This window comes from Streptomyces sp. 8N616, from assembly GCF_052246385.1.
Lineage (GTDB): Bacteria > Actinomycetota > Actinomycetes > Streptomycetales > Streptomycetaceae > Streptomyces.
The window spans coordinates 37,567-59,354 of record NZ_JBQQBY010000017.1 but is presented as its reverse complement, the minus strand read 5'-3'; the positions used below and the strand labels follow the sequence as shown (position 1 = coordinate 59,354).

21 protein-coding genes, 1 pseudogene and 1 riboswitch are annotated in these 21,788 nt (G+C 73.0%); of the genes and pseudogenes, 6 read left to right on the top strand and 16 right to left on the bottom strand.

Features of this window, described 5'->3' with window-relative positions:
• Window positions 1–92: 92 nt before the first annotated feature.
• Both ACTWQC_RS17490 and ACTWQC_RS17485 read left to right on the top strand, forming a co-directional pair.
• Window positions 93–713 (top strand): uridine kinase family protein, encoded by a 621-nt coding sequence (locus ACTWQC_RS17490; protein ID WP_443316626.1) that lies wholly within the window; start codon window positions 93–95, stop codon window positions 711–713.
• 493 nt (window positions 714–1,206) lie between these two features.
• Window positions 1,207–3,114, top strand: coding sequence for an AAA family ATPase (locus ACTWQC_RS17485; protein WP_443316725.1), 1,908 nt, complete (start codon window positions 1,207–1,209; stop codon window positions 3,112–3,114).
• A gap of 51 nt (window positions 3,115–3,165) precedes the next feature.
• Here the strand turns inward: ACTWQC_RS17485 and ACTWQC_RS17480 are convergent, their stop codons facing one another.
• From ACTWQC_RS17480 to ACTWQC_RS17430, 11 genes are all read right to left on the bottom strand, one after another.
• Window positions 3,166–4,260 (bottom strand): hemolysin family protein, encoded by a 1,095-nt coding sequence (locus tag ACTWQC_RS17480; protein ID WP_443316625.1) that lies wholly within the window; start codon window positions 4,258–4,260, stop codon window positions 3,166–3,168.
• On the bottom strand, window positions 4,257–5,582 hold the full coding sequence (locus tag ACTWQC_RS17475) for a hemolysin family protein (RefSeq protein WP_443316624.1): 1,326 nt from the start codon (window positions 5,580–5,582) through the stop codon (window positions 4,257–4,259). The genes ACTWQC_RS17480 and ACTWQC_RS17475 overlap by 4 nt, the downstream gene beginning before the upstream one ends.
• Window positions 5,583–5,811: 229 nt before the next feature.
• On the bottom strand, window positions 5,812–6,288 hold the full coding sequence (locus ACTWQC_RS17470; protein ID WP_443316623.1) for a PH domain-containing protein: 477 nt from the start codon (window positions 6,286–6,288) through the stop codon (window positions 5,812–5,814).
• Window positions 6,288–7,136: an ATP phosphoribosyltransferase gene (hisG, locus tag ACTWQC_RS17465; protein ID WP_443316622.1), complete on the bottom strand. Its 849-nt coding sequence runs from the start codon at window positions 7,134–7,136 to the stop codon at window positions 6,288–6,290. Before hisG ends, ACTWQC_RS17470 begins: the two co-directional genes overlap by 1 nt.
• Window positions 7,137–7,215: 79 nt before the next feature.
• Window positions 7,216–7,488, bottom strand: a complete 273-nt coding sequence (locus ACTWQC_RS17460) for a phosphoribosyl-ATP diphosphatase (RefSeq protein WP_443316621.1) — start codon at window positions 7,486–7,488, stop codon at window positions 7,216–7,218.
• A 48-nt stretch (window positions 7,489–7,536) separates the two neighbouring features.
• Entirely contained in the window at window positions 7,537–8,022 is a 486-nt protein-coding gene (ribH, locus tag ACTWQC_RS17455; RefSeq protein WP_443316620.1) for a 6,7-dimethyl-8-ribityllumazine synthase, read from the bottom strand.
• 50 nt (window positions 8,023–8,072) lie between these two features.
• Window positions 8,073–9,377 (bottom strand): bifunctional 3,4-dihydroxy-2-butanone-4-phosphate synthase/GTP cyclohydrolase II, encoded by a 1,305-nt coding sequence (locus ACTWQC_RS17450; RefSeq protein WP_443316619.1) that lies wholly within the window; start codon window positions 9,375–9,377, stop codon window positions 8,073–8,075.
• Window positions 9,374–10,021: a nicotinamide mononucleotide transporter family protein gene (locus ACTWQC_RS17445; RefSeq protein ID WP_443316618.1), complete on the bottom strand. Its 648-nt coding sequence runs from the start codon at window positions 10,019–10,021 to the stop codon at window positions 9,374–9,376. Before ACTWQC_RS17445 ends, ACTWQC_RS17450 begins: the two co-directional genes overlap by 4 nt.
• On the bottom strand, window positions 10,018–10,647 hold the full coding sequence (locus tag ACTWQC_RS17440) for a riboflavin synthase (RefSeq protein ID WP_443316617.1): 630 nt from the start codon (window positions 10,645–10,647) through the stop codon (window positions 10,018–10,020). Before ACTWQC_RS17440 ends, ACTWQC_RS17445 begins: the two co-directional genes overlap by 4 nt.
• Window position 10,648: 1 nt before the next feature.
• Window positions 10,649–11,749: a bifunctional diaminohydroxyphosphoribosylaminopyrimidine deaminase/5-amino-6-(5-phosphoribosylamino)uracil reductase RibD gene (gene ribD / locus ACTWQC_RS17435; protein ID WP_443316724.1), complete on the bottom strand. Its 1,101-nt coding sequence runs from the start codon at window positions 11,747–11,749 to the stop codon at window positions 10,649–10,651.
• 180 nt (window positions 11,750–11,929) lie between these two features.
• Window positions 11,930–12,060, bottom strand: a riboswitch (FMN riboswitch).
• A 319-nt stretch (window positions 12,061–12,379) separates the two neighbouring features.
• On the bottom strand, window positions 12,380–13,801 hold the full coding sequence (locus tag ACTWQC_RS17430) for an ROK family transcriptional regulator (protein WP_443316616.1): 1,422 nt from the start codon (window positions 13,799–13,801) through the stop codon (window positions 12,380–12,382).
• 109 nt (window positions 13,802–13,910) lie between these two features.
• On the opposite strand from ACTWQC_RS17430, the gene ACTWQC_RS17425 reads away from it, so the two are divergent.
• Window positions 13,911–15,164 carry an MFS transporter gene (locus ACTWQC_RS17425; protein ID WP_443316615.1) on the top strand — a complete coding sequence of 418 codons (1,254 nt, stop codon included), beginning with the start codon at window positions 13,911–13,913 and terminating at the stop codon, window positions 15,162–15,164.
• Here ACTWQC_RS17425 and ACTWQC_RS17420 read toward each other — a convergent pair.
• Window positions 15,130–15,375 (bottom strand): hypothetical protein, encoded by a 246-nt coding sequence (locus ACTWQC_RS17420; RefSeq protein ID WP_443316614.1) that lies wholly within the window; start codon window positions 15,373–15,375, stop codon window positions 15,130–15,132. The two genes, ACTWQC_RS17425 and ACTWQC_RS17420, sit on opposite strands and share 35 nt — an antisense overlap.
• Window positions 15,376–15,656: 281 nt before the next feature.
• A complete protein-coding gene (locus ACTWQC_RS17415; RefSeq protein ID WP_443316613.1) occupies window positions 15,657–16,520 on the bottom strand; it encodes a helix-turn-helix transcriptional regulator in 864 nt (287 codons plus the stop codon).
• Window positions 16,521–16,651: 131 nt separating this feature from the next.
• On the opposite strand from ACTWQC_RS17415, the gene ACTWQC_RS17410 reads away from it, so the two are divergent.
• The gene (locus tag ACTWQC_RS17410; protein ID WP_443316612.1) at window positions 16,652–17,524 is read left to right on the top strand and encodes an NAD-dependent epimerase/dehydratase family protein; all 873 of its coding nucleotides are present in this window, start codon (window positions 16,652–16,654) and stop codon (window positions 17,522–17,524) included.
• Window positions 17,525–17,555: 31 nt separating this feature from the next.
• Here ACTWQC_RS17410 and ACTWQC_RS17405 read toward each other — a convergent pair whose 3' ends face one another.
• Window positions 17,556–17,690 carry a hypothetical protein gene (locus tag ACTWQC_RS17405; protein ID WP_443316611.1) on the bottom strand — a complete coding sequence of 45 codons (135 nt, stop codon included), beginning with the start codon at window positions 17,688–17,690 and terminating at the stop codon, window positions 17,556–17,558.
• 86 nt (window positions 17,691–17,776) lie between these two features.
• On the opposite strand from ACTWQC_RS17405, the pseudogene ACTWQC_RS17400 reads away from it, so the two are divergent.
• Window positions 17,777–18,249 (top strand): annotated as a pseudogene (locus ACTWQC_RS17400) (MFS transporter); the annotation flags it as partial.
• A gap of 115 nt (window positions 18,250–18,364) precedes the next feature.
• Window positions 18,365–19,054, top strand: a complete 690-nt coding sequence (locus tag ACTWQC_RS17395; protein WP_443316610.1) for a DUF5995 family protein — start codon at window positions 18,365–18,367, stop codon at window positions 19,052–19,054.
• Between the two features lie 57 nt (window positions 19,055–19,111).
• Here ACTWQC_RS17395 and ACTWQC_RS17390 read toward each other — a convergent pair whose 3' ends face one another.
• Together ACTWQC_RS17390 and ACTWQC_RS17385 are read right to left on the bottom strand one after the other, a co-directional pair.
• Window positions 19,112–20,815: a flavin monoamine oxidase family protein gene (locus ACTWQC_RS17390; protein WP_443316609.1), complete on the bottom strand. Its 1,704-nt coding sequence runs from the start codon at window positions 20,813–20,815 to the stop codon at window positions 19,112–19,114.
• 52 nt (window positions 20,816–20,867) lie between these two features.
• Window positions 20,868–21,668 carry a carbon-nitrogen hydrolase family protein gene (locus ACTWQC_RS17385; protein WP_443316608.1) on the bottom strand — a complete coding sequence of 267 codons (801 nt, stop codon included), beginning with the start codon at window positions 21,666–21,668 and terminating at the stop codon, window positions 20,868–20,870.
• Window positions 21,669–21,788: the final 120 nt, after the last annotated feature.

Sequence of the window (21,788 nt, the reverse complement as noted above, 5' to 3'; positions counted from 1 at the left end):
CGCGCGTCGCCGAACCAATATTGGTGAAGACCACTGACGTGACCAGGGACGCGCCCCGCGGCGTCCGCCGAAGGGACCGTAGGGTGAGCCGCGTGGACCCTGCGACGCCGACACCTCCCTCCGCCCCTCCCCCGGCCTCGCTCGACGCGCTCGCCCGCCGGCTGCGCGCCCTGCCGCCGTCGTGCGGACCGGTGCGGCTGGTCGCCGTCGACGGCCACGCGGGCTCCGGCAAGAGCACCTTCGCCGGGCGCCTGTCCGCCGCACTCGGCGGCGCGCCGGTGGTGCACCTGGACGATCTGGCGACGCACGACGAGATGTTCGCGTGGACCGACCGGTTCCGCGAGCAGGTCCTGACCCCGCTCTCCCTCGGCCGTACCGCCCGCTACCGCACGTACGACTGGGTGCGGCGCCGCTTCGCCCGCCAGGAGGAACTCCGGCCCGCGCCGGTCGTCCTCGTCGAGGGTGTCGGTGCCGGACGCCGCGCCCTGCGTCCGCACCTGGCCTGCCTGCTGTGGCTGGAAGTGCCGGAGCACACGTCGTGGGAACGCGGCCGCCGGCGCGACGGACCGGACCTCACCGGATTCTGGGACGGCTGGGCCGAAGCGGAACGGCTGCATTTCGCCGCCGACCCTTCGCGACCGTACGCCAATCTCCTGGTACAGCAGAGAAATGAGGGTTACGTGATGCTCACGGGCCCTGTTGCGACCGCGTGAGGGCCCCAATTCCTCACCCTGGGTGAGCATGGCCCGCAAAGCCCGCCGGGCCGCCTGTCCGGCGCGCCGGTCACCTCACTCAACTCGGCTTGACCTGGGGGCCATACAGGTCTTACGTTCTCAATGTGCGGTCTTCGAAGGCCGCCCCATAGATGCGAAGCCCCCGGTTGTTCCCCCGTGATCGGGGGCTTCGTACTGCCGGGACCCGGCCCGGGATCCACACAGGAAGCCCATTTCGGGCGCTTGGCACGGAGGCTCGCTCACCCTAGGTCACCGCCCTTTCCGCGCCTTCGTTCCCCCGCTCGTGGCTGACCGGATAGCGTCTCCTTCAACGATCGTCAGCGCGCCGCACCTCGGCGACCGACGATGTCGCAGGTACGATGCGTTGCGGGAGGCGCGGCGCGGCAACTCCCGTCCAGAATGCGGCGGTTCCGGATGGCCGCCGCCCGGCAGACGCCCGGCGTCACGGGGGCACGGGTGGGTGGGGGACGTGATGGACATCGGCTCGCAGGGCTCGGAAGCCCCTGCCGATCTCGCCTGGCTGCGCGCCGTCGACGCCTACACCATGGGCGCGTACGCGCAGGCCGAGGAGGAGTTCAGGACCGCGGTCCGGCTCGACCCGGGCATGGCCGACGGATGGCTCGGCCTGCACGCGCTGCGCGTCGACACCACGACCGCGCTGCTGCGGATGTACCGCCACCGGGACCGCTTCGGCGAGCAGCGCGCCCGCCACCGCCGCGCACTCAACTCCTGGTACTGGCTGGGCTGGTGGGTCCAGCCCGTCCTGGAGAGCTCGCGCGATCTGCTGCTCGCGCACGCCTCGCACTGGCTCGACGGCCGGCACGTGCCCGAGCTGGACCGGGCGCTGGCCGGCTGCCCGCCCGTGGACACCGACCCGCAGGTCCGCTTCCTGCACTCCTGCCGCGCCTATCTCGTCAAGGACTGGGAGCAGCTCGTACGGCATACCGAGCCGCTGCTCAACGACCCGCTGCTGGGCATCGAGGCGGGCCTGTTCGGCGGGATGGCCAGGGTGCGCCTGGAGATGTACGGGCAGGCGGAACCGCTGCTCTCGGCCGCCCTGATGCGCTGCCGCAGCGAGCAGCCGCAGCGCAAGGAGCTGCGCTACTGGCTCGCCCGCGCCCACGAGGGCACCGGCCGGAGCGCCGCAGCACTGCCGCTCTACCGCGCCGTGCACCGGGTCGACCCGGCCTTCATGGACACCGCGGCCCGGCTCGCGGCGATCTCCGAGGGGGATGGCCTGGACGAGCCGGGCGGCCTGGCCGCCGTGTCCATCGCCGGGATCGGGCAGGACATGCTGGACGCGACGGCCGATCCCGACCTGCTCTCGCCGGACGGTGCGGGCGACGGCCGGGAGCTTCCCGCCATTCCTGGGGACCCGGACGAACTGCTGCCCGGTACGGCCCCGGTGGACGCCGACAGCGCCGTACGCGAGAAGGCGGTCATCCCGGTCCAGCCCTCGCAGCCCCCGCTGCCCGCGGGCCCCTCCGACCCCGTGCTGCTGCAGCAGGCGCTGGCGGAGCTGGAGCGGATGGTCGGGCTCGAGCCGGTGAAGCGCCAGGTGAAGGCGCTGTCGGCGCAGCTGCGGATGGCGCGGCTGCGCGCCTCGCAGGGCCTGCCGGTGCAGCCGCCCAAGCGGCACTTCGTCTTCTCGGGCCCCTCGGGCACGGGCAAGACCACGGTGGCCCGGATCCTGGGCCGGGTGTTCTACGCGCTCGGGCTGCTCGGCGGGGACCACCTGGTCGAGGCGCAGCGCGCGGACCTGGTCGGCGAGTTCCTCGGCCAGACCGCGGTGAAGGCCAACGAACTGATCGACTCGGCGCTCGGCGGGGTGCTCTTCGTGGATGAGGCGTACAGCCTCTCCAACACCGGTTACAGCAAGGGCGACGCGTACGGCGACGAGGCGCTGCAGGTACTGCTGAAGCGGGCCGAGGACAACCGTGACCGGCTGGTGGTCATCCTCGCCGGCTACCCCGAGGGCATGGACCGGCTGCTCGCCACCAATCCGGGACTGAGCTCCCGCTTCACCACCCGGGTCGACTTCCCCAGCTACCGCCCGCTGGAGCTGACGAAGATCGGGGAGGTGCTGGCGGCGGAGAACGGCGACTGCTGGGACGAGGAGGCGGTCGACGAGCTGCGCAGCATCAGCGGGCACGTGGTGGACCAGGGGTGGATCGACGAGCTGGGCAACGGGCGCTTTCTGCGCACGCTGTACGAGAAGAGCTGTGCGTACCGGGATCTGCGGCTGTCCGGGTACGCGGGGACGCCGAACCGGGAGGACCTCGCGACGCTGCGGCTGCCGGATCTGATGCAGGCGTACGGGGAGGTCCTCTCGGGCCGCGGCCCGAAGGACCCCGGCCCCCACCAGGACCCCCCGCTCTGACGCGCGCGTTGTGGGCATGCGCCCCGCGGAACGCATGCCCACACCCTTGTCTTAGTTCACCGTCACCGGCTCCGGCTCCGCGGCCGGAGCCATGTCCGGCTGCCGCTGGCGGACCGGCACCGCCCGGTGCGCCGGGTCGCGGACCTCGCCGACGAGCATCTCCAGCACGTCCTCGAGGGCGACGAGCCCGAGCACCCGGCCCGACGCGTCCGCCACCTGCGCAAGGTGACTGGCCGCCCGCCGCATCACGGTGAGCGCGTCGTCCAGCGGGAGTTCCGCCCGCAGCGTCGTCATCGGCCGCCACACCCGCTGCGGCACCGCCCGGTCCGCCTCCTCCAGGTCCAGGACGTCCTTCACGTGCAGATAGCCCATGAACGCGCCCGAGGCGACCACCGGGAAGCGGGAGTAGCCGGTCCGCACGGTCAGTTCCTCGACCTGCCGCGGGGTCACCGTCGCATCGACGGTGACGAGACCGGCGCGGTCGAGCAGGACCTCGGTGACCGGGCGGCTGCCCAGCTCGAGGGCGTCGGCGAGCCGCTCCTGCTCGCCGGGGTCGAGCAGGCCCGCCTGCCGGGAGTCCTCCAGCAGGTGGGTCAGCTGCTCGCTGGTGAACACCGCCTCCACCTCGTCCTTCGGCTCCACCCGGAAGACCCGGAGGACCAACCGGGCGCAGGCGCCGAAGAACGCGGTGACCGGCCGGCAGAGCCGGGCGAAGCCGACCAGGGTCGGGCCGAGCCACAGCGCGGTCTTCTCGGGCGCGGCCATGGCGAGGTTCTTCGGCACCATCTCGCCGACGACGAGGTGCAGGAAGACCACCACGGCGAGCGCGATGGCGTACCCGAGCGGGTGGATCAGCCCGCCGGGCACGTGCGCGGCGTGGAACACCGGCTCCAGGAGGTGCGCGACGGTCGGCTCGGCGACCGCGCCGAGGGTCAATGAGCAGACGGTGATGCCGAACTGGGCGGCCGCCATCATCTGCGGCAGATTCTCCAGGCCCTGGAGGACGGTCCGGGCGCGGGAGGAGCCTTCGGCCGCGAGCGGCTCGATCTGGCTGCGGCGCACGGACACCAGCGCGAACTCGGCGCCCACGAAGAGGCCGTTGCCCAGCACCAGGAGGAGGGCGAAGAGGAGCTGGAACGCGCTCATCGGACGGCCACCATCGCGCTGTCCGCCAGGACGATACGGACCCGCTCGGCGCGGTGGTGCTCGACCATCCGGACCCGCAGCCGCCAGCCCGGCAGTTCCGCGGTGTCGCCGGGCGCCGGGATGCGCCCCAGCAGATCGGCGACCAGACCGGCCACCGTCTCGTACGGACCCTCGGGCGCCTCGAGCCCGATCCGGCGGAGGGCGTCGACCCGGCAGCTGCCGTCGGCGTCCCAGGCCGGGCGGCCGTCCTCCGGGTGGGCCGCGGCGAGCTGCGGCAGATCGTCGCCGTCGTGCTCGTCGCGCACCTCGCCGACGAGCTCCTCGACGATGTCCTCCAGGGTGACGACCCCGGCCGTGCCGCCGTACTCGTCGACGACCACGGCTATCGGCTGCTCGCTGCGCAGCTGCTCGAGCAGCGGCTGGACGGGCAGGGTCTCCGGGACCAGCAGCGGGGGTACGGCGACCCGGCCGACGGGCGTGCGGAGCCGCTCGTGTGCGGGGACCGCGAGCGCGTCCTTGAGGTGGACCATGCCGACGACCTCGTCGAGCCGCTCCCGGTAGACGGGGAAGCGGGACAGGCCTGTGGCGCGGGTGAGGTTGAGGACGTCCTCGGCGGTCGCGGTGGACTGCAGGGCGCTGACCCGCACCCGCGGGGTCATCACGTGCTGCGCGGTCAGCTCGCCGAGTGACAGGGTGCGTACGAACAGGTCGGCGGTGTCCGGCTCGAGGGCGCCCGCGCGGGCGGAGTGCCGCGCCAGGGAGACGAGCTCGTCGGGGGTGCGGGCGGAGGCCAGTTCCTCGGTGGGCTCGACGCCGAGTGCCCGTACGAGCCGGTTCGCGACGGCGTTGAGCAGCGCGATGACCGGGCGGAAGAAGCGGGAGAACGCGTGCTGCGGTCCGGCGACGAAGCGGGCGACCTGGAACGGCCGGGAGACCGCCCAGTTCTTGGGCACGAGCTCGCCGATCACCATCTGGACGGCGGACGCGGTGAGCATGCCGACGACCACGGCGACGCCGGGGACGGCGCCCTCCGGGAGGCCGGTGGCGGCGAAGGGCCCGGCCAGCAGGTGGGCGAGGGCGGGCTCGGCCAGCATGCCGACCACCAGCGAGGTGATGGTGATGCCGAGCTGGGTGCCGGAGAGCTGGAAGGAGAGCTCGCGCAGGGCCTTCACCACGGTGCGGGCGCGGCGGTCGCCCTCGGCGGCGGCGCGCTCGGCCTCGGGGCGCTCGACGGTCACCAGGCCGAACTCGGCCGCGACGAAGAAGCCGTTGGCGAGGATCAGCAGCAGGGCCGCGCCGAGCAAAAGTAGCGGGATGGTCATGATGCCGCCGCCTCGTGGGAGGGGGCGGCGCAGGTACTACAGGACGATCCGTCCATGTGCGGAGGGTGTCACTCCTCGATGAGCAGGGTGGCCCCGCGAGCCGCGCTGCGCGCGGCTCCGCGGTACGGGGCGACGGCGCCTTCGGCGCCGCCGCGACAAGAGTAATCACTGGAGATTTCTCTGCGAAGACACCCGGCCGACGCCGGGCTCCCGCAGCGGGCGATCGGTCTCACATGGCGGGCGTCCCCGTACCGTACGTCTCGGCGAGGGCACGGAGCGTACGGGCGTCGCTGACGGCCTGTGCCCTGGCGATGCCCGGCTGGATGCCCATGGCGGGGAGGCTGGTGCCGTCGGCCAGGTCGAGGAGGACCCAGGGGTCGCCGGGGCGGAGGTTTACGCGGAGCACCGCGGCCCACTCCAGGCGGCGCTTGGTGGTCAGGTTGACCACGGTGACGCCGCCCGCGTCGGCCACCACCTTGGGGCGGCTGAGCAGGAGCAGGACCAGGAAGAACAGCAGCCCGGTGAGGACGAAGCCGGCCCGCTCCCCGCCGCTCAGCGACGGCAGCAGCACGGCGATGACCGTGAGCACGGCGAACAGCGCCGCGCCCGTGGTCAGCAGGACGACCCGGGTGCGGGTCGGCCGGAAGGTGACGGGCAGGGCGGGGAGGCCGGGGGGACCGGCGAGCGGAGACAAGGGCTCGGACATCAGAGGCGGCAGGCGTGGATGCCGGTGGTGAGGATCGCGCGGGCGCCGAGGTCGTAGAGCTCGTCCATGATCCGCTGTGCGTCCTTGGACGGGACCATCGAGCGGACGGCCACCCAGCCTTCGTGGTGCAGCGGGGAGACGGTCGGTGACTCCAGGCCAGGGGTGAGCGCGACGGCTCGATCCACGTGCTCGACGCGGATGTCGTAGTCCATCATCACGTACCGCCGGGCCACCATGACGCCCTGCATGCGGCGGAGGAACTGCTGGACCTTGGGGTCGTCCGCGCTCTCGCCGGTGCGCCGGATGACGACGGCCTCGGACTCCAGGATCGGCTCGCCGATGATCTCCAGACCCGCGTTGCGCAGGGTGGTGCCGGTCTCGACGACATCGGCGATGATCTCGGCGACGCCGAGCTTGATGGCGGTCTCCACCGCGCCGTCCAGGCGGACGACGGAGGCGTCGACGCCGTTGTCGGCGAGGTGCTGGGTGACCAGGCCCGAGAAGGAGGTGGCGACCGTCATGCCGCCGAACTCCTTGACGTCCGTGGCGGTGCCGGGCCGGGTCGCGTAGCGGAAGGTGGAGCCGGCGAAGCCGAGCTGCAGGATCTCCTCGGCGTCGGCGCCGGAGTCGAGCAGCAGGTCGCGTCCCGTGATGCCGATGTCGAGCCGGCCGGAGCCGACGTAGACGGCGATGTCCCGGGGGCGGAGGAAGAAGAACTCCACCTCGTTCTCCGCGTCGACGAGGACGAGTTCGCGGCGGTCCTTGCGCTGCTTGTATCCGGCCTCATGCAGCATCGCCGACGCAGGCTCGGACAGTGAACCCTTGTTGGGGATGGCGATGCGCAGCATGGGGTGACATTCCTTCGGATCAGTACGGGTGACGGGGTGCTGGGGTGGTACCGGTACGAGCCCGGGCGCTTTGCGGCGCTCAGAGATGAGCGTATACGTCGTCGAGCGAGATCCCCCGGGCCACCATCATCACCTGAAGGTGGTAGAGCAGCTGGGAGATCTCCTCGGCGGTACGGTCGGCTCCCTCGTACTCTGCGGCCATCCACACCTCGGCGGCCTCTTCGACGACCTTCTTGCCGATCGTGTGCACGCCCTTGCCCACCAGCTCGGCGGTGCGGGACGTGCCGGGGTCGCCGGTGGCGGCCTTGTGCTGGAGCTCGGCGAAGAGCTCCTCGAAAGTCTTGTTCGCCATGGTGGCCCTAGCCTACGGGGTCGCGGGACCCGCTCTCCGCCCGGGCGCTCACCGCCAGGGCTCCGACACCGAGCGCAGCAGGGCCGCGGTGGCGACGGCGGCGGTGGCCGCCTCGTCGCCCTTGTCCTCCGTCGAGCCCTCCAGGCCGGCGCGGTCGAGGGCCTGCTGCTCGTTGTCGCAGGTCAGCACGCCGAAGCCGACGGGGACACCGGTGTCGACCGAGACCTGGGTGAGGCCCTGGGTGACGCCCTCGCAGACGTAGTCGAAGTGCGGCGTGCCGCCGCGGATGACGACGCCGAGGGCCACGATCGCGTCGTAGCCGCGCCCGGCGAGGACCTTGGCGACGACCGGCAGCTCGAAGCTGCCCGGCACGCGCAGCAGCGTCGGCTCGTCGATGCCCAGCTCGTGCAGCTTGCGCATGGCGCCGTCGACGAGGCCGTCCATCACCTTCTCGTGCCACTGCGCCGCGATCACGGCCACGCGCAGGTCGCGGCAGTTCTTCACGGTCAGTTCTGGGGCGCCCTTACCGCTCACGTCTCTCCTTGGTGCTGTTCTGTGCTGGTGGTTCGGTTCTTGCCGGGGGTTCACTGGTTGCTGCAGGCCGAGACGCGCTCGGCGTCCAGCCACGGCAGGTCGTGCCCCATCCGGTCCCGCTTGGTGCGCAGGTAGCGCAGGTTGTGCTCGCCGGCCTTGACGGGCATCGGCTCGCGTCCCGTGACGCGCAGCCCGTGCCGGATCAGGGCCTCGCTCTTCTCCGGGTTGTTGGTCATCAGCCGCAGGCTGCGCACGCCGAGGTCGGCCAGCATCTGGGCGCCCGCCACGTAGTCGCGGGCGTCGGCGGGCAGGCCGAGTTCGAGGTTGGCGTCGAGGGTGTCGCGGCCGCGCTCCTGCAGCTCGTACGCGCGCAGCTTGGACAGCAGGCCGATGCCGCGCCCCTCGTGCCCGCGCAGATAGATGACCACGCCACGCCCCTCGGCGGTGACCCGCGCCAGGGACGCGTGCAGCTGCGGACCGCAGTCGCAGCGCAGCGAGTGGAAGATGTCGCCGGTCAGGCACTCGGAGTGGACCCGGACCAGGACGTCCTCGCCGTCGCCGATCTCGCCCTGGACGAGGGCGATGTGCTCGACGCCGTCGACGGTGGAGCGGTAGCCGTACGCCCGGAAGTCGCCGAACTCGGTCGGCAGCCGGGTCTCGGCCTCACGCCGTACGGTCGGCTCCGCGGCCTTCCGGTACGCGATGAGGTCCTCGATGGAGATGATCGCCAGGCCGTGCTTGCGAGCGAAGGGGACCAGCTCGGGCAGCCGCATCATGGTGCCGTCCTCGGCGGCGATTTCGACGATCGCGGCGGCGGGGCGCAGGCCCGCGAGGCGGGCGAGGTCGACGCCGGCCTCGGTGTGACCGTTGCGGACGAGCACGCCGCCGGGGCGGGCACGCAGCGGGAAGATGTGGCCGGGGCGTACGAAGTCGCCGGGCGCGCGGGTGGGTTCGGGCCCGGTGCCCGCGGCCAGGAGGCGGAGGGTGGTGGCCCGGTCGGCCGCCGAGATGCCGGTGGAGACGCCGTGCTCGGCGGAGGCGTCGACGGAGACGGTGAAGGCGGTCCGCATCGACTCGGTGTTCTCCTCGACCATCTGCGGCAGGTCGAGCCGGTCGAGGTCGTCGCCTTCCATGGGCGCGCAGATCAGGCCGCGGCACTCGCTCATCATGAAGGCGACGATCTCGGGGGTGGCCTTCTCCGCCGCGAGGATGAGGTCGCCCTCGTTCTCGCGATTCTCGTCGTCCACGACGACGACGGGCCGCCCGGCGGCGATCTCGGCGATCGCGAGTTCGACGGGGTCGAGCCGCAGCTCCTCCTCGTCCCCGACGTCGTACCAGCTCTGCAGTGCGGTCATGCCGCTGCTCCTTCCAGGGCGGGCCCCGCGCTGCGCGTACGCAGCCACCAGGCGCGCATGCCCCACAGCACGAGGACGAAGTAGACGACGTAGACGAGGCCGGAGAAGGCCAGTCCGCTGCTGAACGCGAGCGGTACGCCCACGAGGTCGACGAGGATCCAGGCGAACCAGAACTCGACGAGGCCGCGGGCCTGGGCGACCATCGCGGCGAGGGTGCCGACGAAGATGTACGCGTCGGGCCAGGGGTTCCAGGACAGTTCGGGGATGGCGGTGAAGAGGCCGCCGACGGCCAGCGTGCCCGCGGCGGTGGCGGCGGCGAGCACCCCGCGCTCCCGCCAGGTGGCGAACCGTACGGCGATCTCCCCGCCTTGGTCGCGGCGGCCGCGCTGCCACTGGAACCAGCCCCAGAGCGCGACGCCGATGACCAGGAGTTGCTTGCCGACCCCTCCGCTGAGCTGCGCCGACGCGTAGGCGGCGACGAGGATGACACCGGCGAGGAACTGGGCGGGCCAGGTCCATATGGAGCGGCGCCAGCCGAGCGCGAGGGCGATCAGGCCGATGGTGTTGCCGATCATGTCGGACCAGATGACGCGCTGGTCGAAGGCTTCGAAGGCCTGTCCGTTCAGCCAGTCGAGGGCGCTCACTTGGCGGTCTCCGCGGCGGCGCTCGCGGCAGGGCCCTCGCCCGTGGCGAGCATCCGCTCCACGTACTTGGCGATCACGTCGACTTCGAGGTTGACCGGGTCGCCGGGCTCCTTGATGCCGAGAGTGGTGAGGGAGAGCGTCGTAGGGATCAGGCTGACGGTGAAGTAGTCGGGCCCGGCGTCGACCACGGTGAGGCTGATGCCGTCGACGGTGATGGAGCCCTTCTCGACGACGTACCGGGTCAGGTCGTCGGGCAGCGAGATCTTGACGATCTCCCAGTGCTCGGCGCGCTTGCGCTCGACGATGGTGCCGGTGCCGTCCACGTGGCCCTGGACGAGGTGGCCGCCGAGGCGTCCGCCGAGCGCCATGGGGCGTTCGAGGTTGACGCCGGAGCCGGGGGCGAGGGCGCCGAGGCTGGAGCGGTTCAGGGTCTCGGCCATCACATCGGCGGTGAACTCGCCGCCGCCGGAGTCGACGACGGTGAGGCAGACGCCGTTGACGGCGATCGAGTCGCCGTGCTTGGCACCTTCGGTGACGATCGGGCCGCGCAGTCGGAAGCGGCTGGCGTCGCCGAGGTCGTCGATGGCGACGACCTCACCCAGTTCTTCGACGATTCCGGTGAACACGTCAGCTCTCCTCGGAGGAAGGGGCGGTGGGGACGGCGGTGATACGCAGGTCGGGGCCGAGCCGGGCGGTTTCGGTCACGTCGAGCCGCAACGCCCGCGCGATCGTGCTGATTCCGGCGTCGGCGAGCGCCGCCGGGCCCGCGCCGAGCAGTGCGGGGGCGATATAGCCGACGACCCGGTCGACGGCGCCCACGGCGAAGAACGCCCCGGCGAGGGTGGGACCGCCCTCCAGCAGCACGGAGCGCACCTCGCGCTCGTGCAGGGCATCGAGGAGGGCGGGGATGCTCAGGCCCTGGCGTCCGAGCGGCGCGCGCGGCAGCCGTACGACCGGGGCGAGGCCTTCCAGGGGCGTGGCGTCGGCGTCCTCGGCGACGGCGATCAGGGTCGGTGCCGTGCCGTCGAGGACGCGGGCGCCCGGCTTGACGACGGCGGCGTTGCTGTCGACGACGACCCGCAGCGGCTGTGTGATCTCGGAGTCCAGCAGGCCGGACTCGCGGGCGCGGGCGCCGAGTTGGGGGTCGTCGGTGCGGGCGGTGCCGGAGCCGACGACGACCGCGTCCGCCTGGGCGCGCAGCCGGTGCACATCGGCGCGGGACTCCGGCGAGGAGATCCAGCGGCTGGTGCCGTCGGCGGCGGCGATCCGGCCGTCGAGGGTGGCGGCGTACTTCCAGAGCACGAAGGGGCGGCCGCGGCGTACGGAGGTGAGCCAGGCGATGTTGCCCGCCTCGGCCTCGCCGGCGAGCAGCCCGCCCTCCACGTCGATCCCGGCCGCGGCGAGCGTGGCGGCGCCACCGGACGCGACGGCGTGCGGGTCGGCGACGGCATAGACGACGCGGGCGGTACCGGCGTCGATGAGCGCCTGGGCGCAGGGGCCCGTACGGCCGGTGTGGTTGCAGGGTTCGAGGGTGACGACGGCGGTGCCGCCGCGGGCTCGGTCCCCCGCGTCGCGCAGGGCCTCGATCTCGGCGTGCGGGCCTCCGGCGCGCCGGTGCCAGCCTTCGCCCGCAATCTGTCCGGCGGCGTCGAGGATCACGCACCCGACAACGGGGTTGGGGCTGGTGGATCCGAGACCGCGGGCCGCGAGCGCGACGGCGCGGCGCATCGCGTCGGCTTCGGCCGTGGTGGTGGCCACCGGGTCCTCCTGCCTCTTCGGGCACGGACTCCGGGGCTGTCGAGATGACATGAGCGGGAACAGCGCATCGGGGACGCCGAGGCCGGATCGTACGGACTGTCCGCGGTAACGGACGGACCGCCGGGGCGGCGGCGCACCGGTGCTTGCCCGCCGCGCACTGCCTCCCATCCGGACTTTAACCGTCGGTCCAGGAGTTTCACCTGGTCAACCGGCCGCTGGATGCGGACGGGTCGCGGACTTTAACCGCCGGTTCGGAGTTTCACCGACCCCGGAGTGCGCTGACGTCACTGGTACGGGTCCAGTCTGCCACGGCCGGTCGGCGGCCATGCGGGCGGGGGCCTGTGGGCTGCCTCACAGGGTGCAGTACGGACGTCACCCGGTGCGACGGAGCCGCCCGGCTCGCCGCACTGTCCGGAACGGGTCCGCCACCGCATCGAACCCGCTCGCGTCCATGAAGGCGAGGAGCTGCTCCGCCGCGGCCGTCTCGGCGGTAGCCCTCTCTCCCGCTGCCGTTCAGGCCGCAGGGACCGCAAGGCCCGATCACGGCGCGCATCGCGGCCTCCCCCCGGCCCGCGGCTGCTTCGCCCACGCCATGGGTGTTCAGGTGCCCGAAGGGGTGGTGCCGCCCGCGTCGGTCGGTGGCCAGCCGCCCGTCGTGAACAGAGCGTCCTGGGCCGCGTCCATGGCGGTCAGGACCGCGCCGCGGAGGACCCCGCCGCCGCCGACCGTGCCCGCTCGGACCTCGGTGGGCAGCGGGGACAGCCGGACGAGGTGCTCACCCACCCGCCGCGCGAGGTCATCGCCGCCCGCGCGGCCCGTCTCGCCGCCGAGGACCACGCAGCCGGGGTCGAGGACGGCCGCAACCGCGGCCGCGCCCAGGGCGATACGGGCCGCCAGCGCATCGAGAAAAGCCTCGCCGCGCTCCCCCGCGACCCTCGCGGCCCGTACGGTCGCGGCTGCCGCCGAGGCATCGTCGTCCGCACCATCGCCACCCGGCCTTTCTAGGGCGGGTGCGTGGGAAGAGCGCGCCGAAGGCGCGGTCGGGACGTCCGCCGCCGCGGCGTCGGAGGACGGACCGGGCGCAACTGACGTGTCCGCCAGGGGCGTTGCTCCGGCTCCGTTCTCGGCGGCGGGCCCGCGGCTTCCCGGCGCGGCCGCCCCCAGCCCGTACTCGCGTGCCAGCGCGCACACCGCCGCGCTGCCCGACAGTGAGTGGAACCCCCCTTCGCACCCGGTCGCGCTCGGCAGACCGCCCGTGCCGGGCACCGGCAGGAAGCCGATCTCGCCGGTGCCGCCCGAGGCGCCCCGGCGCAGGCGGCCATCGAGTACGACGGCCGCGCCGACGCCGTGGCCCAGCCACAGCAGCACGAAGGTGTCGCGGTCGCGGGCGGCACCGAGCCGCTGTTCTGCGACGGCGGCGAGGTTGACCTCGTTCTCCAGCAGCACGGGGATGCCCAGCCGGCGGCGCAGTACTGCGACGAGCTCGCCGTGCCAGGCGGGCAGGGTGCCGGTGACGCGGAGGGCTCCGGTGGCGGGGTCGACGAGGCCGGGCGCGCCGACGCCGACCGTGTGCAGCTCCGGCGCCCCGGCTTCGGCCGCCGTGCGTTCCAGCAGGGCGGCCGCGCTCTCGACCGTCAGCGCCTTGTCTCCCGCCGGGTCGACCGGCAGGGACGCCTCGGCGAGCGTGCGCCCGAGCAGGTCGGCGACCGAGACGGCCACCCCGTGCGTACGGACGTCCACTCCGGCCAGGTACGCGCGGTCGGCGACGATCCCGTACAGCCGGGCGTTGGGGCCGCGGCGCTCCGCGCCCGCCTCGCCCACCACCGCGATCAGCCCGGCGCCCTGCAGCCGTTCGACCAGGTCGGCGACGGTCGGCCGGGACAGCCCCGTCAGCACCTTGAGCCGACCGGCCGTCAGCGGGCCCTCCTCCTGAAGCAGCCGCAGCGCCAGCCGGTCGTTGATGGCCCGGGCCGTGCTCGGAGAGGCGGTGCGGCCGGCCGGGTGCACGCGTGTCGGTGTCACGCCGGGATCCTTTCAGATGCTGTCCCCCGTGGATTGCTATCTATCAGGCAGGGTCCCTGATAGTTTGCGGGTTTGACGGGCCGGGGTGCTGTCGGGGAGGACTGGCTGTATGGAGAGCACGGGCGCCATGGGCAGAGCGGGGGGCGGGAGCGCCTTCTCCGAGCAGCGGCTGCGCCGGGCGCGCGTGGCCGTGGCCGCCGTCTTCGCCGTTCACGGCGCGGTCACCGGCAACTTCGCCACCCGCATCCCCTGGATCCAGGACCACACCGGCATCGGCGCAGGCGAGCTCGGCATCGCCCTCGCCTTCCCGGCGATCGGCGCGTCCGTGGCGATGCCGCTGGCGGGGCGTATCAGCCACCGCTTCGGCGCGCGGGCCGCGCTCCGCGGGCTGCTCGCGCTCTGGACGGCCGCGCTCGCGCTGCCCGCCTTCTCCCCCACCCTCCTCGCGCTGTGCGGTGCGCTCTTCGTCTTCGGCGCCACGGCCGGTATGTCGGACGTCGCGATGAACGCGCTGGGGGTCGAGATCGAGGAGCGGCTCGGCCGGTCGATCATGTCGGGGCTGCACGGGATGTGGAGCGCGGGCGCGCTGGCGGGCTCGGCGGCCGGTACGGTCGCGGCCCACGCCGATCTGGACGCCCGCGCCCATCTGGCCATCGCGGCGGCCGTCCTCACCGCGCTCGGCGCGATCGCCTGCCACGGCGTGCTCGACCTGCGCAGCGCTCCGGACGAGCACCCGCCGCCCCGCTTCGCGCTGCCGCCGAAGTCCGCCCTGGTCATCGGCGCGGTCGGGTTCTGCGCGGTCTTCGCGGAGGGCGCGAGCCTGGACTGGTCTGCGGTCTATCTGCGCGACTCCCTCGGCACATCCGCGGGCCTGGCCGCCGCTTCCACCACCGCCTTCGCCTGCACGATGGCGGCGGCGCGGCTGGCGGGCGACGCGGTGGTGGAGCGCTTCGGGCCGGTACGGACCGTGCGCGCGGGCGGTGTCTTCGCGACGGCGGGCGGCGTGCTGGTCGTGACGGCCGTGCACCCCGTGATGGCCATGGGCGGCTTCGCGCTCATCGGTCTCGGCGTCTCCGTGGTCGTCCCGCTGGCCTTCGCCGCGGCGGGCCGGAGCGGTCCCGCTCCGAGCCAGTCGATCGCGGGGGTCGCCACCATCACGTACACCTCCGGCCTGATCGCCCCCTCCGCGATCGGCTCGATCGCCGACGCCACTTCGCTCACGGCGTCGTTCGGCCTGGTCACGGTGCTGGCCTTCGGTCTTGTGGTGGGCGCGGGGGTGCTGCGCTCGGCGGGGCGGAGCGCGGCGGCGGGCGTGGCGGGGCAGGGTGCTAGCCGCGCTGAGGCTCCTTCGGGCCGTCCGTGACGTCGTCCTCGCGCTCGTCGTCCGATCCGGGGCTCGGCGGTTCGGCGTTCAGCGGGCAGTCCGGGTTCTCGCACGGCCCCGGCTCCCAGACCGGGACGTACGCGCCGAAGACCTTGCGGCGCTTCGTCGCCACCGCCGGTACCTGCTGCTTGCACACGGGGCAGGTGAAGCTGGCGGAACTCCAGCCCTCGTGCTCCTCGACACTGCCCATATATCAACCGTAGGCCCGGTTTCACCGCATTGCCAGGGACATGCAGGCGCTCGCAAAACCGGGTGCGAAGCGGCTGGTCGGCGGCGGCGGTGCGTGGGTCGGGGCCGGGGCGGGGTGGCCCCTCTGGGGCTGCATGATTTACGGGCCGGCACGGTTGTTCGCCCTCTGCGGGTCCGTCGCAAGCCGGCCCACACATCACGCTTTACGCCCCTGCCGGGACCACCCCGCCCCGGCCCCTTCCGCCGTCTCGTGTCTGCGGCCCGCCGAGTGCCCCACCGATCTCAGAAGTGCTCTTGCGCGGACGCGGGGCTGCCGAGGTCCTGGAGGCCGACTACGCGCAGCAGGCGCAGCCGCTCGTACGACTCGCTGCCGGGGCGGGCGGTGTAGATGATCAGCCGCTGGTCGTGCTCGCTGCTCAGCAGCACCTCGCAGTCCAGTTCGAGCAGCCCGACCACGGGATGGCGGAACCGCTTCACCGCCGAGCGGCGCACCGCGACCTCGTGCTCGTCCCAGAGCGCCGCGAACTCCTCGCTCGCCGCGCGGAGTTCGAGCACGAGGCCGGTCACCCGCGCGTCGTCGGGGCGGGCGGCGAGCACGGACCGGAGGTTCGCCACCTGCGAGCGGCCGAGCTCGTCGTGGTCCTCCGGTGGGAACAACGCGCGGGCGCCGGGCTCGATGAACCAGCGGCGGACGATGTTCCGCTGCGCGGCGGGCCGGGACGAGACGTCCCCGGTCAGCGCCTTCGCCATGGCGTTCTGCGCGAGGACGTCCCCGCAGTCGCTGACGACCTGGGCCGGGGTGTCGTCGAGCCGGTCGAGCACCAGCAGCAGCCCGGGGCGTATGTGCCCGCCCGCGCGCCGGTCGCGCGGAGGCTCCTCCCCCGCCAGCAGGAAGAGGTGGTCGCGCTCGTCCTCGGTGAGCCGCAGGCCGCGGGCCAGGGCGCTCAGCATCTGCCGGGACGGGCGCGGGCCGCGCCCCTGCTCGAGCCGCGTGTAGTAGTCGGTGGACATCCCGGCGAGGTGCGCGACCTCCTCTCGGCGCAGTCCGGGCGTACGGCGCCGCGGTCCCTCGGCCAGGCCGACGTCGCCCGGCGCGAGGCGGGCGCGGCTGCGGCGCAGGAAGTCGGCGAGTTCGGTGCGGTCCATGACTTCAGGATCGCCGGGCTGGCGGCGTGCAACCAGGGACTGCCGGTCCCGGGATCGGCGGGTCTCTCCCGCCGGGTCCCGCACGGTCGCAGGCTGGGCGCGAGGGGCAGGGCAGGAGTGAGGAGAGCGCGATGACGGTGCTGGTGACAGGGGCGACGGGCCAGGTGGGGCAGCGGTTCGTACCGCGGCTGCTGCAGTGGCTCGGCCGGGAGGAGGCCGTACGCGTCCTGGTCCGCGACCCGGCGCGCGGCGAGCCGTTCGCGGCGCGGGGCGCGCAGGTGGTGGTGGGCGGTCTGCGCGAGGAGGCCGATGTCCGCAAGGCGGTCGACGGGGCGGACGCGGTGGTGAACGTCGCGGCGGCCTTCCGCGGGGTGCCGGACGAGGAGGCCTGGGCCGTGAACCGGGACGCGGCGCTCTTCCTGGGCCGGGCGGCGGCCGAGGCGGGCGCCGGCCGCTTCGTTCAGGTCAGCACGAACCTGGTGTACGGGGCGGGGCGCGGGCGGCCCGCGGTGGAAGGGGACGAGCCGCTTCCGGGCTCCTCGATGTGGGGCGCGTATCCGGCGTCGAAGGCGGAGGCCGAGCGGGGCCTGATGGAGCTGGGCAGGGCTCGGGGTCTCGATGTGCGGATCGGGCGGCTGGCCTTCGTCTACGGGGAAGGCGACCCGCATCTGGCGCAGGCGATCCGGTGGGCGGGCGGCTGGGCCGGGCATCAGCGGCTGCACATGGTGCACCACGCGGATGTGGCGCGGGGCCTGCTGCGGCTGCTGCGCGCGCCCGCCGCCGTGTCGTCCGCGGGACGCGCGTACAACATCGCCGACGACGCCCCCGTCACGGCGGTCGAACTGCACGCCCTGAACGGCCTGCCGGTGCCGGACGGTATGGCGGACCGTCCGCTCGCGGACCCGTGGGAGGGCGTGGTGACGACCACCCGCATCACCGACGAACTGGGCTTCCGGCCGCTGTATCCATCGGTGTGGTCCGCCCGCGCGGCAGGAGCGCTGTGACGGGGCGGACCGACGGGCCCGGCAGCGCGGGTCAGCCGTCCTCTGGTGCCGCGGCCGCCCGTTGAGCCTCCTCGGTCATCAGGGGCTCCAGCAGCCGGTGCGGCTTCAGCAGCGCGCGGCTGACGAGGTGGCCGGGGTTCGCCGGGCTGCCGGGCCCCGGACGCATCTCCACATCCTGCGGCGGCACCGGGACGGCGCACCGCGGGCACTCTTCGTACTCGCCCAGGTCGGTGCCGCACGTGGCGTGGCTGCCCGCTCGGCACGGCCTGGCCGTTCTCCCTCTGGGCGGGCGCGGCATTCGTGGTGGCACTCCAGGTCAGGCGGCTGGCGAACCGCATCTCGGCCCGCCATCAGCTCGCCCTCGGCTTCGTCCTGTCCGCCGCGGGCGTGCTCGCGATGCTGGGCGCCGTGTCAGCGGGCTCCTGGCCGCGGCTGCTGCCCGGCCTGGTGATCTCCGGCATCGGCAGCGGCCTGCTGAAGGCCGCGCTCCCCCGCCTCGCTGTGGAGAGCGTGCCTGCTGAACGTGCCGCGATGGGCTCGGGCGCCAACCACACCGCCGGTACATCGGTTCCGCGGCCGGGGTCGCGCTCACCATCGCCGTCGCGACGTCGTCCGGCGGGGATCTGGCGCACGGCACGGATCTGGCGCTGCCGGTCTCCGCCGGGCCGGCGATGGCGGGCGCGCTGATCGTGCTACTCCTACGGGAGCGGTCCCGGCCGCAGTGACTGAGGGCGCGCTCCGCGCGCCCCCCTTGCTTCACCACGCATCCGATTACGCCGTTCCGGTCATCCGGCGCGCTGCACCCCGTACTTCTCCGAAGTGCCCTGCCACCCTGAGCGCATGACGACGACTCGGCACCCGACTCCGCTGGCGGACCTGCACCACGTGGCGGAGCGGATGCGCGCGATCGGCGCCGCGCTGCCCGAGCAGGACGGCGTCGCGGTCTTCAACCGGGTCTACCTGGCCGTCACCGAGGAGATCACCCGGCGTGAGTCGGAAGGTTTCTTCAAGGACCCGCAGGCCGCCTCCGAGCTGGCGGTGCGCTTCGGCGCCCGCTACCTCGCCGCCGTCGACGCCGCCGCGACCGGTCAGCGGCCCCCGGCCTGCTGGCGGCCGCTGTTCCAGCAGCGCCGCCACCCGGGCGTACGCCCGCTGCAGTTCGCCCTGGCCGGCGTCAACGCCCATGTCGGGCACGATCTCGCGCTGGCCCTGGTCGACACCTGCAGCAGCCTCGCCTGCGGCCCCGATTCGCTCGAGACGGACTTCGAGCGCGTGGGCGATGTGCTGGCCGCGCTGGAGGAGCGGATCCGCGAGGACCTGATGCCGGGGCCCGATCTGCTGGACGTCGCCGATCCGCTCACGCACCTCGCGGGGTCGTGGAGCCTGGACCGCGCACGGAGCGCCGCGTGGGCGGCGTCCCGCGTGCTGTGGGGTCTGCGGCATACGGACGACCTGTACGGGGAGTTCGCGGAGCGGATCGACGAGGGGGTCGGCCTGGTCGGCCGCTTCCTGCTCACGCCCCTGGGCTGAGCGCGCAGGCGCGCTTGAGATCCTCGTAGAAGGCACTGCCGAGGCGCTCCGGGGGGCTCAGTCCTCGGGAAGCTCCACGGGCGCGATGCTCTCGTACACGTCCCCCGGGCCCGGGTTGGCCGCGTCCGCGCTGCCGCCGAAGTGGTTCATCACGCCCCACACCGCGTTCAGCGCGGTCTGCACCGCGCCCTCCGCCCAGCCCGCGGTCCAGGAGATGTCGTCGCCCGCGAGGAAGATGCCCCGCTTGTCCTCGGGCAGCCGGTCCTGCATGAAGTGCGTGAACAGACGGCGCTGGTAGCGGTAGTGGCCCGGCAGGTTCGCCTTGAACGCGCCCATGAAGTAGGGCTCGTTCTCCCAGGAGACGGTGACCGGGTTGCCGATGATGTGCTTGCGGATGTCGACCTTCGGATAGATCTCCGACAGCGACTTCAGCATGACCTCCATCCGCTCGTTCGCGTTCAGCGGCAGCCACTTGAGGCTGTCGTCGCACCACGTGTACGAGAGGCAGATGACGGCGGGCTTGTCCGGCCCGTTGTCCAGGAGGTACGTCCCGCGGGTCATCCGGTCGGTGAGCGTCATGCTCATCACGTCCCGGCCCGTGTCCTCGTCCTTGTCGAGCCAGAACGGCCGGTCGACCGGCACGAACAGCTTGGACGACTCCATGTAGTGCGTGCGCTCCATCGCCGTCCAGTGGTCGATGGGGAACAGCGCGTCGTCGCACTCGATCTTGCTGAGCAGCATCCAGCTCTGCGCGGTGAAGACCGCCGCCCGGTACGTACGGATGTCGCCGCTCGCGTCGGTGACGGTGATCCGGTTGCCGGCGGTGCGGTGCAGCCGGGTCACCGCCGGGCGCGGCTCGCCGCCGTGCAGCGTGGCCAGCGACGTCCCCTGCGCCCAGTGCACGATCTTCTCCGGCTTCCGCTCCCACAGCCGCAGCGGAAGCTGCTGGCTGCCGCCGACGATGCCGCGGTGGTCGTCGTCCGCGCCGGTGTAGACGACGCGCAGGATCTCCAGGATGGAGTTGGGAAAGTCGGTGTCCCAGCCGCCGGTGCCGAAGCCGACCTGACCGAAGATCTCCCGGTGTCTGAAGGACTTGAAGGCCGGGGAGTCGCACAGGAAGCCGTAGAAGGTCTGGTTGTCCAGCTTCTCCACCAGCTGCGACCAGATCTCGCGGATCTTCGGGACGTCGCGCTCGCGCAGCGCGCGCTGCATCGCGGAGAAGTCGGCGCCCTCCTCCAGACAGGCGTTCCAGGCGTTCATGACCTGGGTGTAGACCTCGGGCAGGTCCTCGACCGTGCGGGCGTAGTGCGACTCGCCCTTGAGGTCGACCACCGTGGAAGGGGTGCCGGGCGCCAGCGGGTTGGGGAAGGGCGTGGTCTCCAGACCGACCAGGTCGATGTAGTGCTGGAAGGCGGTGGAGGACGGCGGGAAGCGCATGGCGCCCATCTCGGCCGTCAAATCCCCGTCGCAGCCCTCGAAGCCGACCGTACGGAGCCGGCCGCCGATCTTGTCGGCCTCGTAGACGACGGGCTTGAGGCCCATCTTCATCAGTTCGTACGCGGCGATGATGCCGGACAGGCCGCCGCCGATGACCGCGACCTCGGTGCCGTGCTCGGTCGCGGGTATCGAGCCGAGCCCGGCCGGGTGGGCGAGGTAGTCGTCGTAGGCGTAGGGGAAGTCCGGGCCGAACATGGTGATCGGCGGCTGCTCCTGGGCCTCGGCGTGCTGCTCGTCATGGACGGCGGTGGGCACGGACGTCATCGGCTTGGCTCTCCTTGCGGGACATGCGGGCGGTGCGGCGGAGTGAGGAGGCTCAGACGAGGGAGCCGTACAGCTCGGGCCTGCGGTCGCCGAGGTAGGTGTTCTCGGCGCGGGAGGCCTTGAGGAAGTCGGGGTCGGCGTCGGCGACGACCAGGTCCTCGGCGGTGCCCGCACGGGCGCGCGCGGTCCCGTCGGGCGCGGCGAGGCAGCTCAGCCCGGTGAAGTCGAAGTCCCCTTCGGGGCCGCAGCGGTTGGCGTACGCGATGTAGAGCTGGCTCTCCCAGGCGCGGGCCGGAAGCACGGTCTCGGCGACGATCTCGTACGGGCGCATGAGCGCTGTGGGGACCAGCAGCAGCTCGGTGCCGGCCAGCGCGTGGGCCCGTACGGTCTCCGGGAACTCCACGTCGTAGCAGATCAGCAGCCCGATCCGGACGCCGTCCACGTCGGCCTGGACGACGGGCTCGTCGCCGGGCGTGAAGTAGGTCGTCTCGAACTCGCCGAAGAGGTGGGTCTTGCGGTAGTTCGCCAGGCGGGCGCCGTCGGGGCCGATCAGCTGGGCCGAGTTGTGGAGGGCGCAGCCGTCGCGCTCGGGGTAGCCGTACGCGATGGCGAGGCCGTGCTCGGCGGCGATCTCCGCGACGCGCCGGGCGCCGGGCCCCTCCGCGGTCTCCGCCAGCTCGGGCAGGGCGCTGCCGACGGCGTAGCCGGTGAGGAACAGCTCGGAGGTGAGCAGCAGGACTGCGCCGGCGCGGGCGGCCCTGCGGGCGGCCCCGTCGAGCGCGGCGAGGCTGTCCTCACGGGAGTGCGGGACGCCGCCGGGGCCTTGGAACAGCGCGGTGCGCAGCGGCGCCATGGAACCTCTTCGCGGTGGACGTTGCGGGCATTTCCGGGGTCTCCACGACGGTACGATCCGCGGTCGCGGGCGGACAAGGCGCGTCCATTGCGCACCGGTGAGCGATGTGTTGCGCGATGT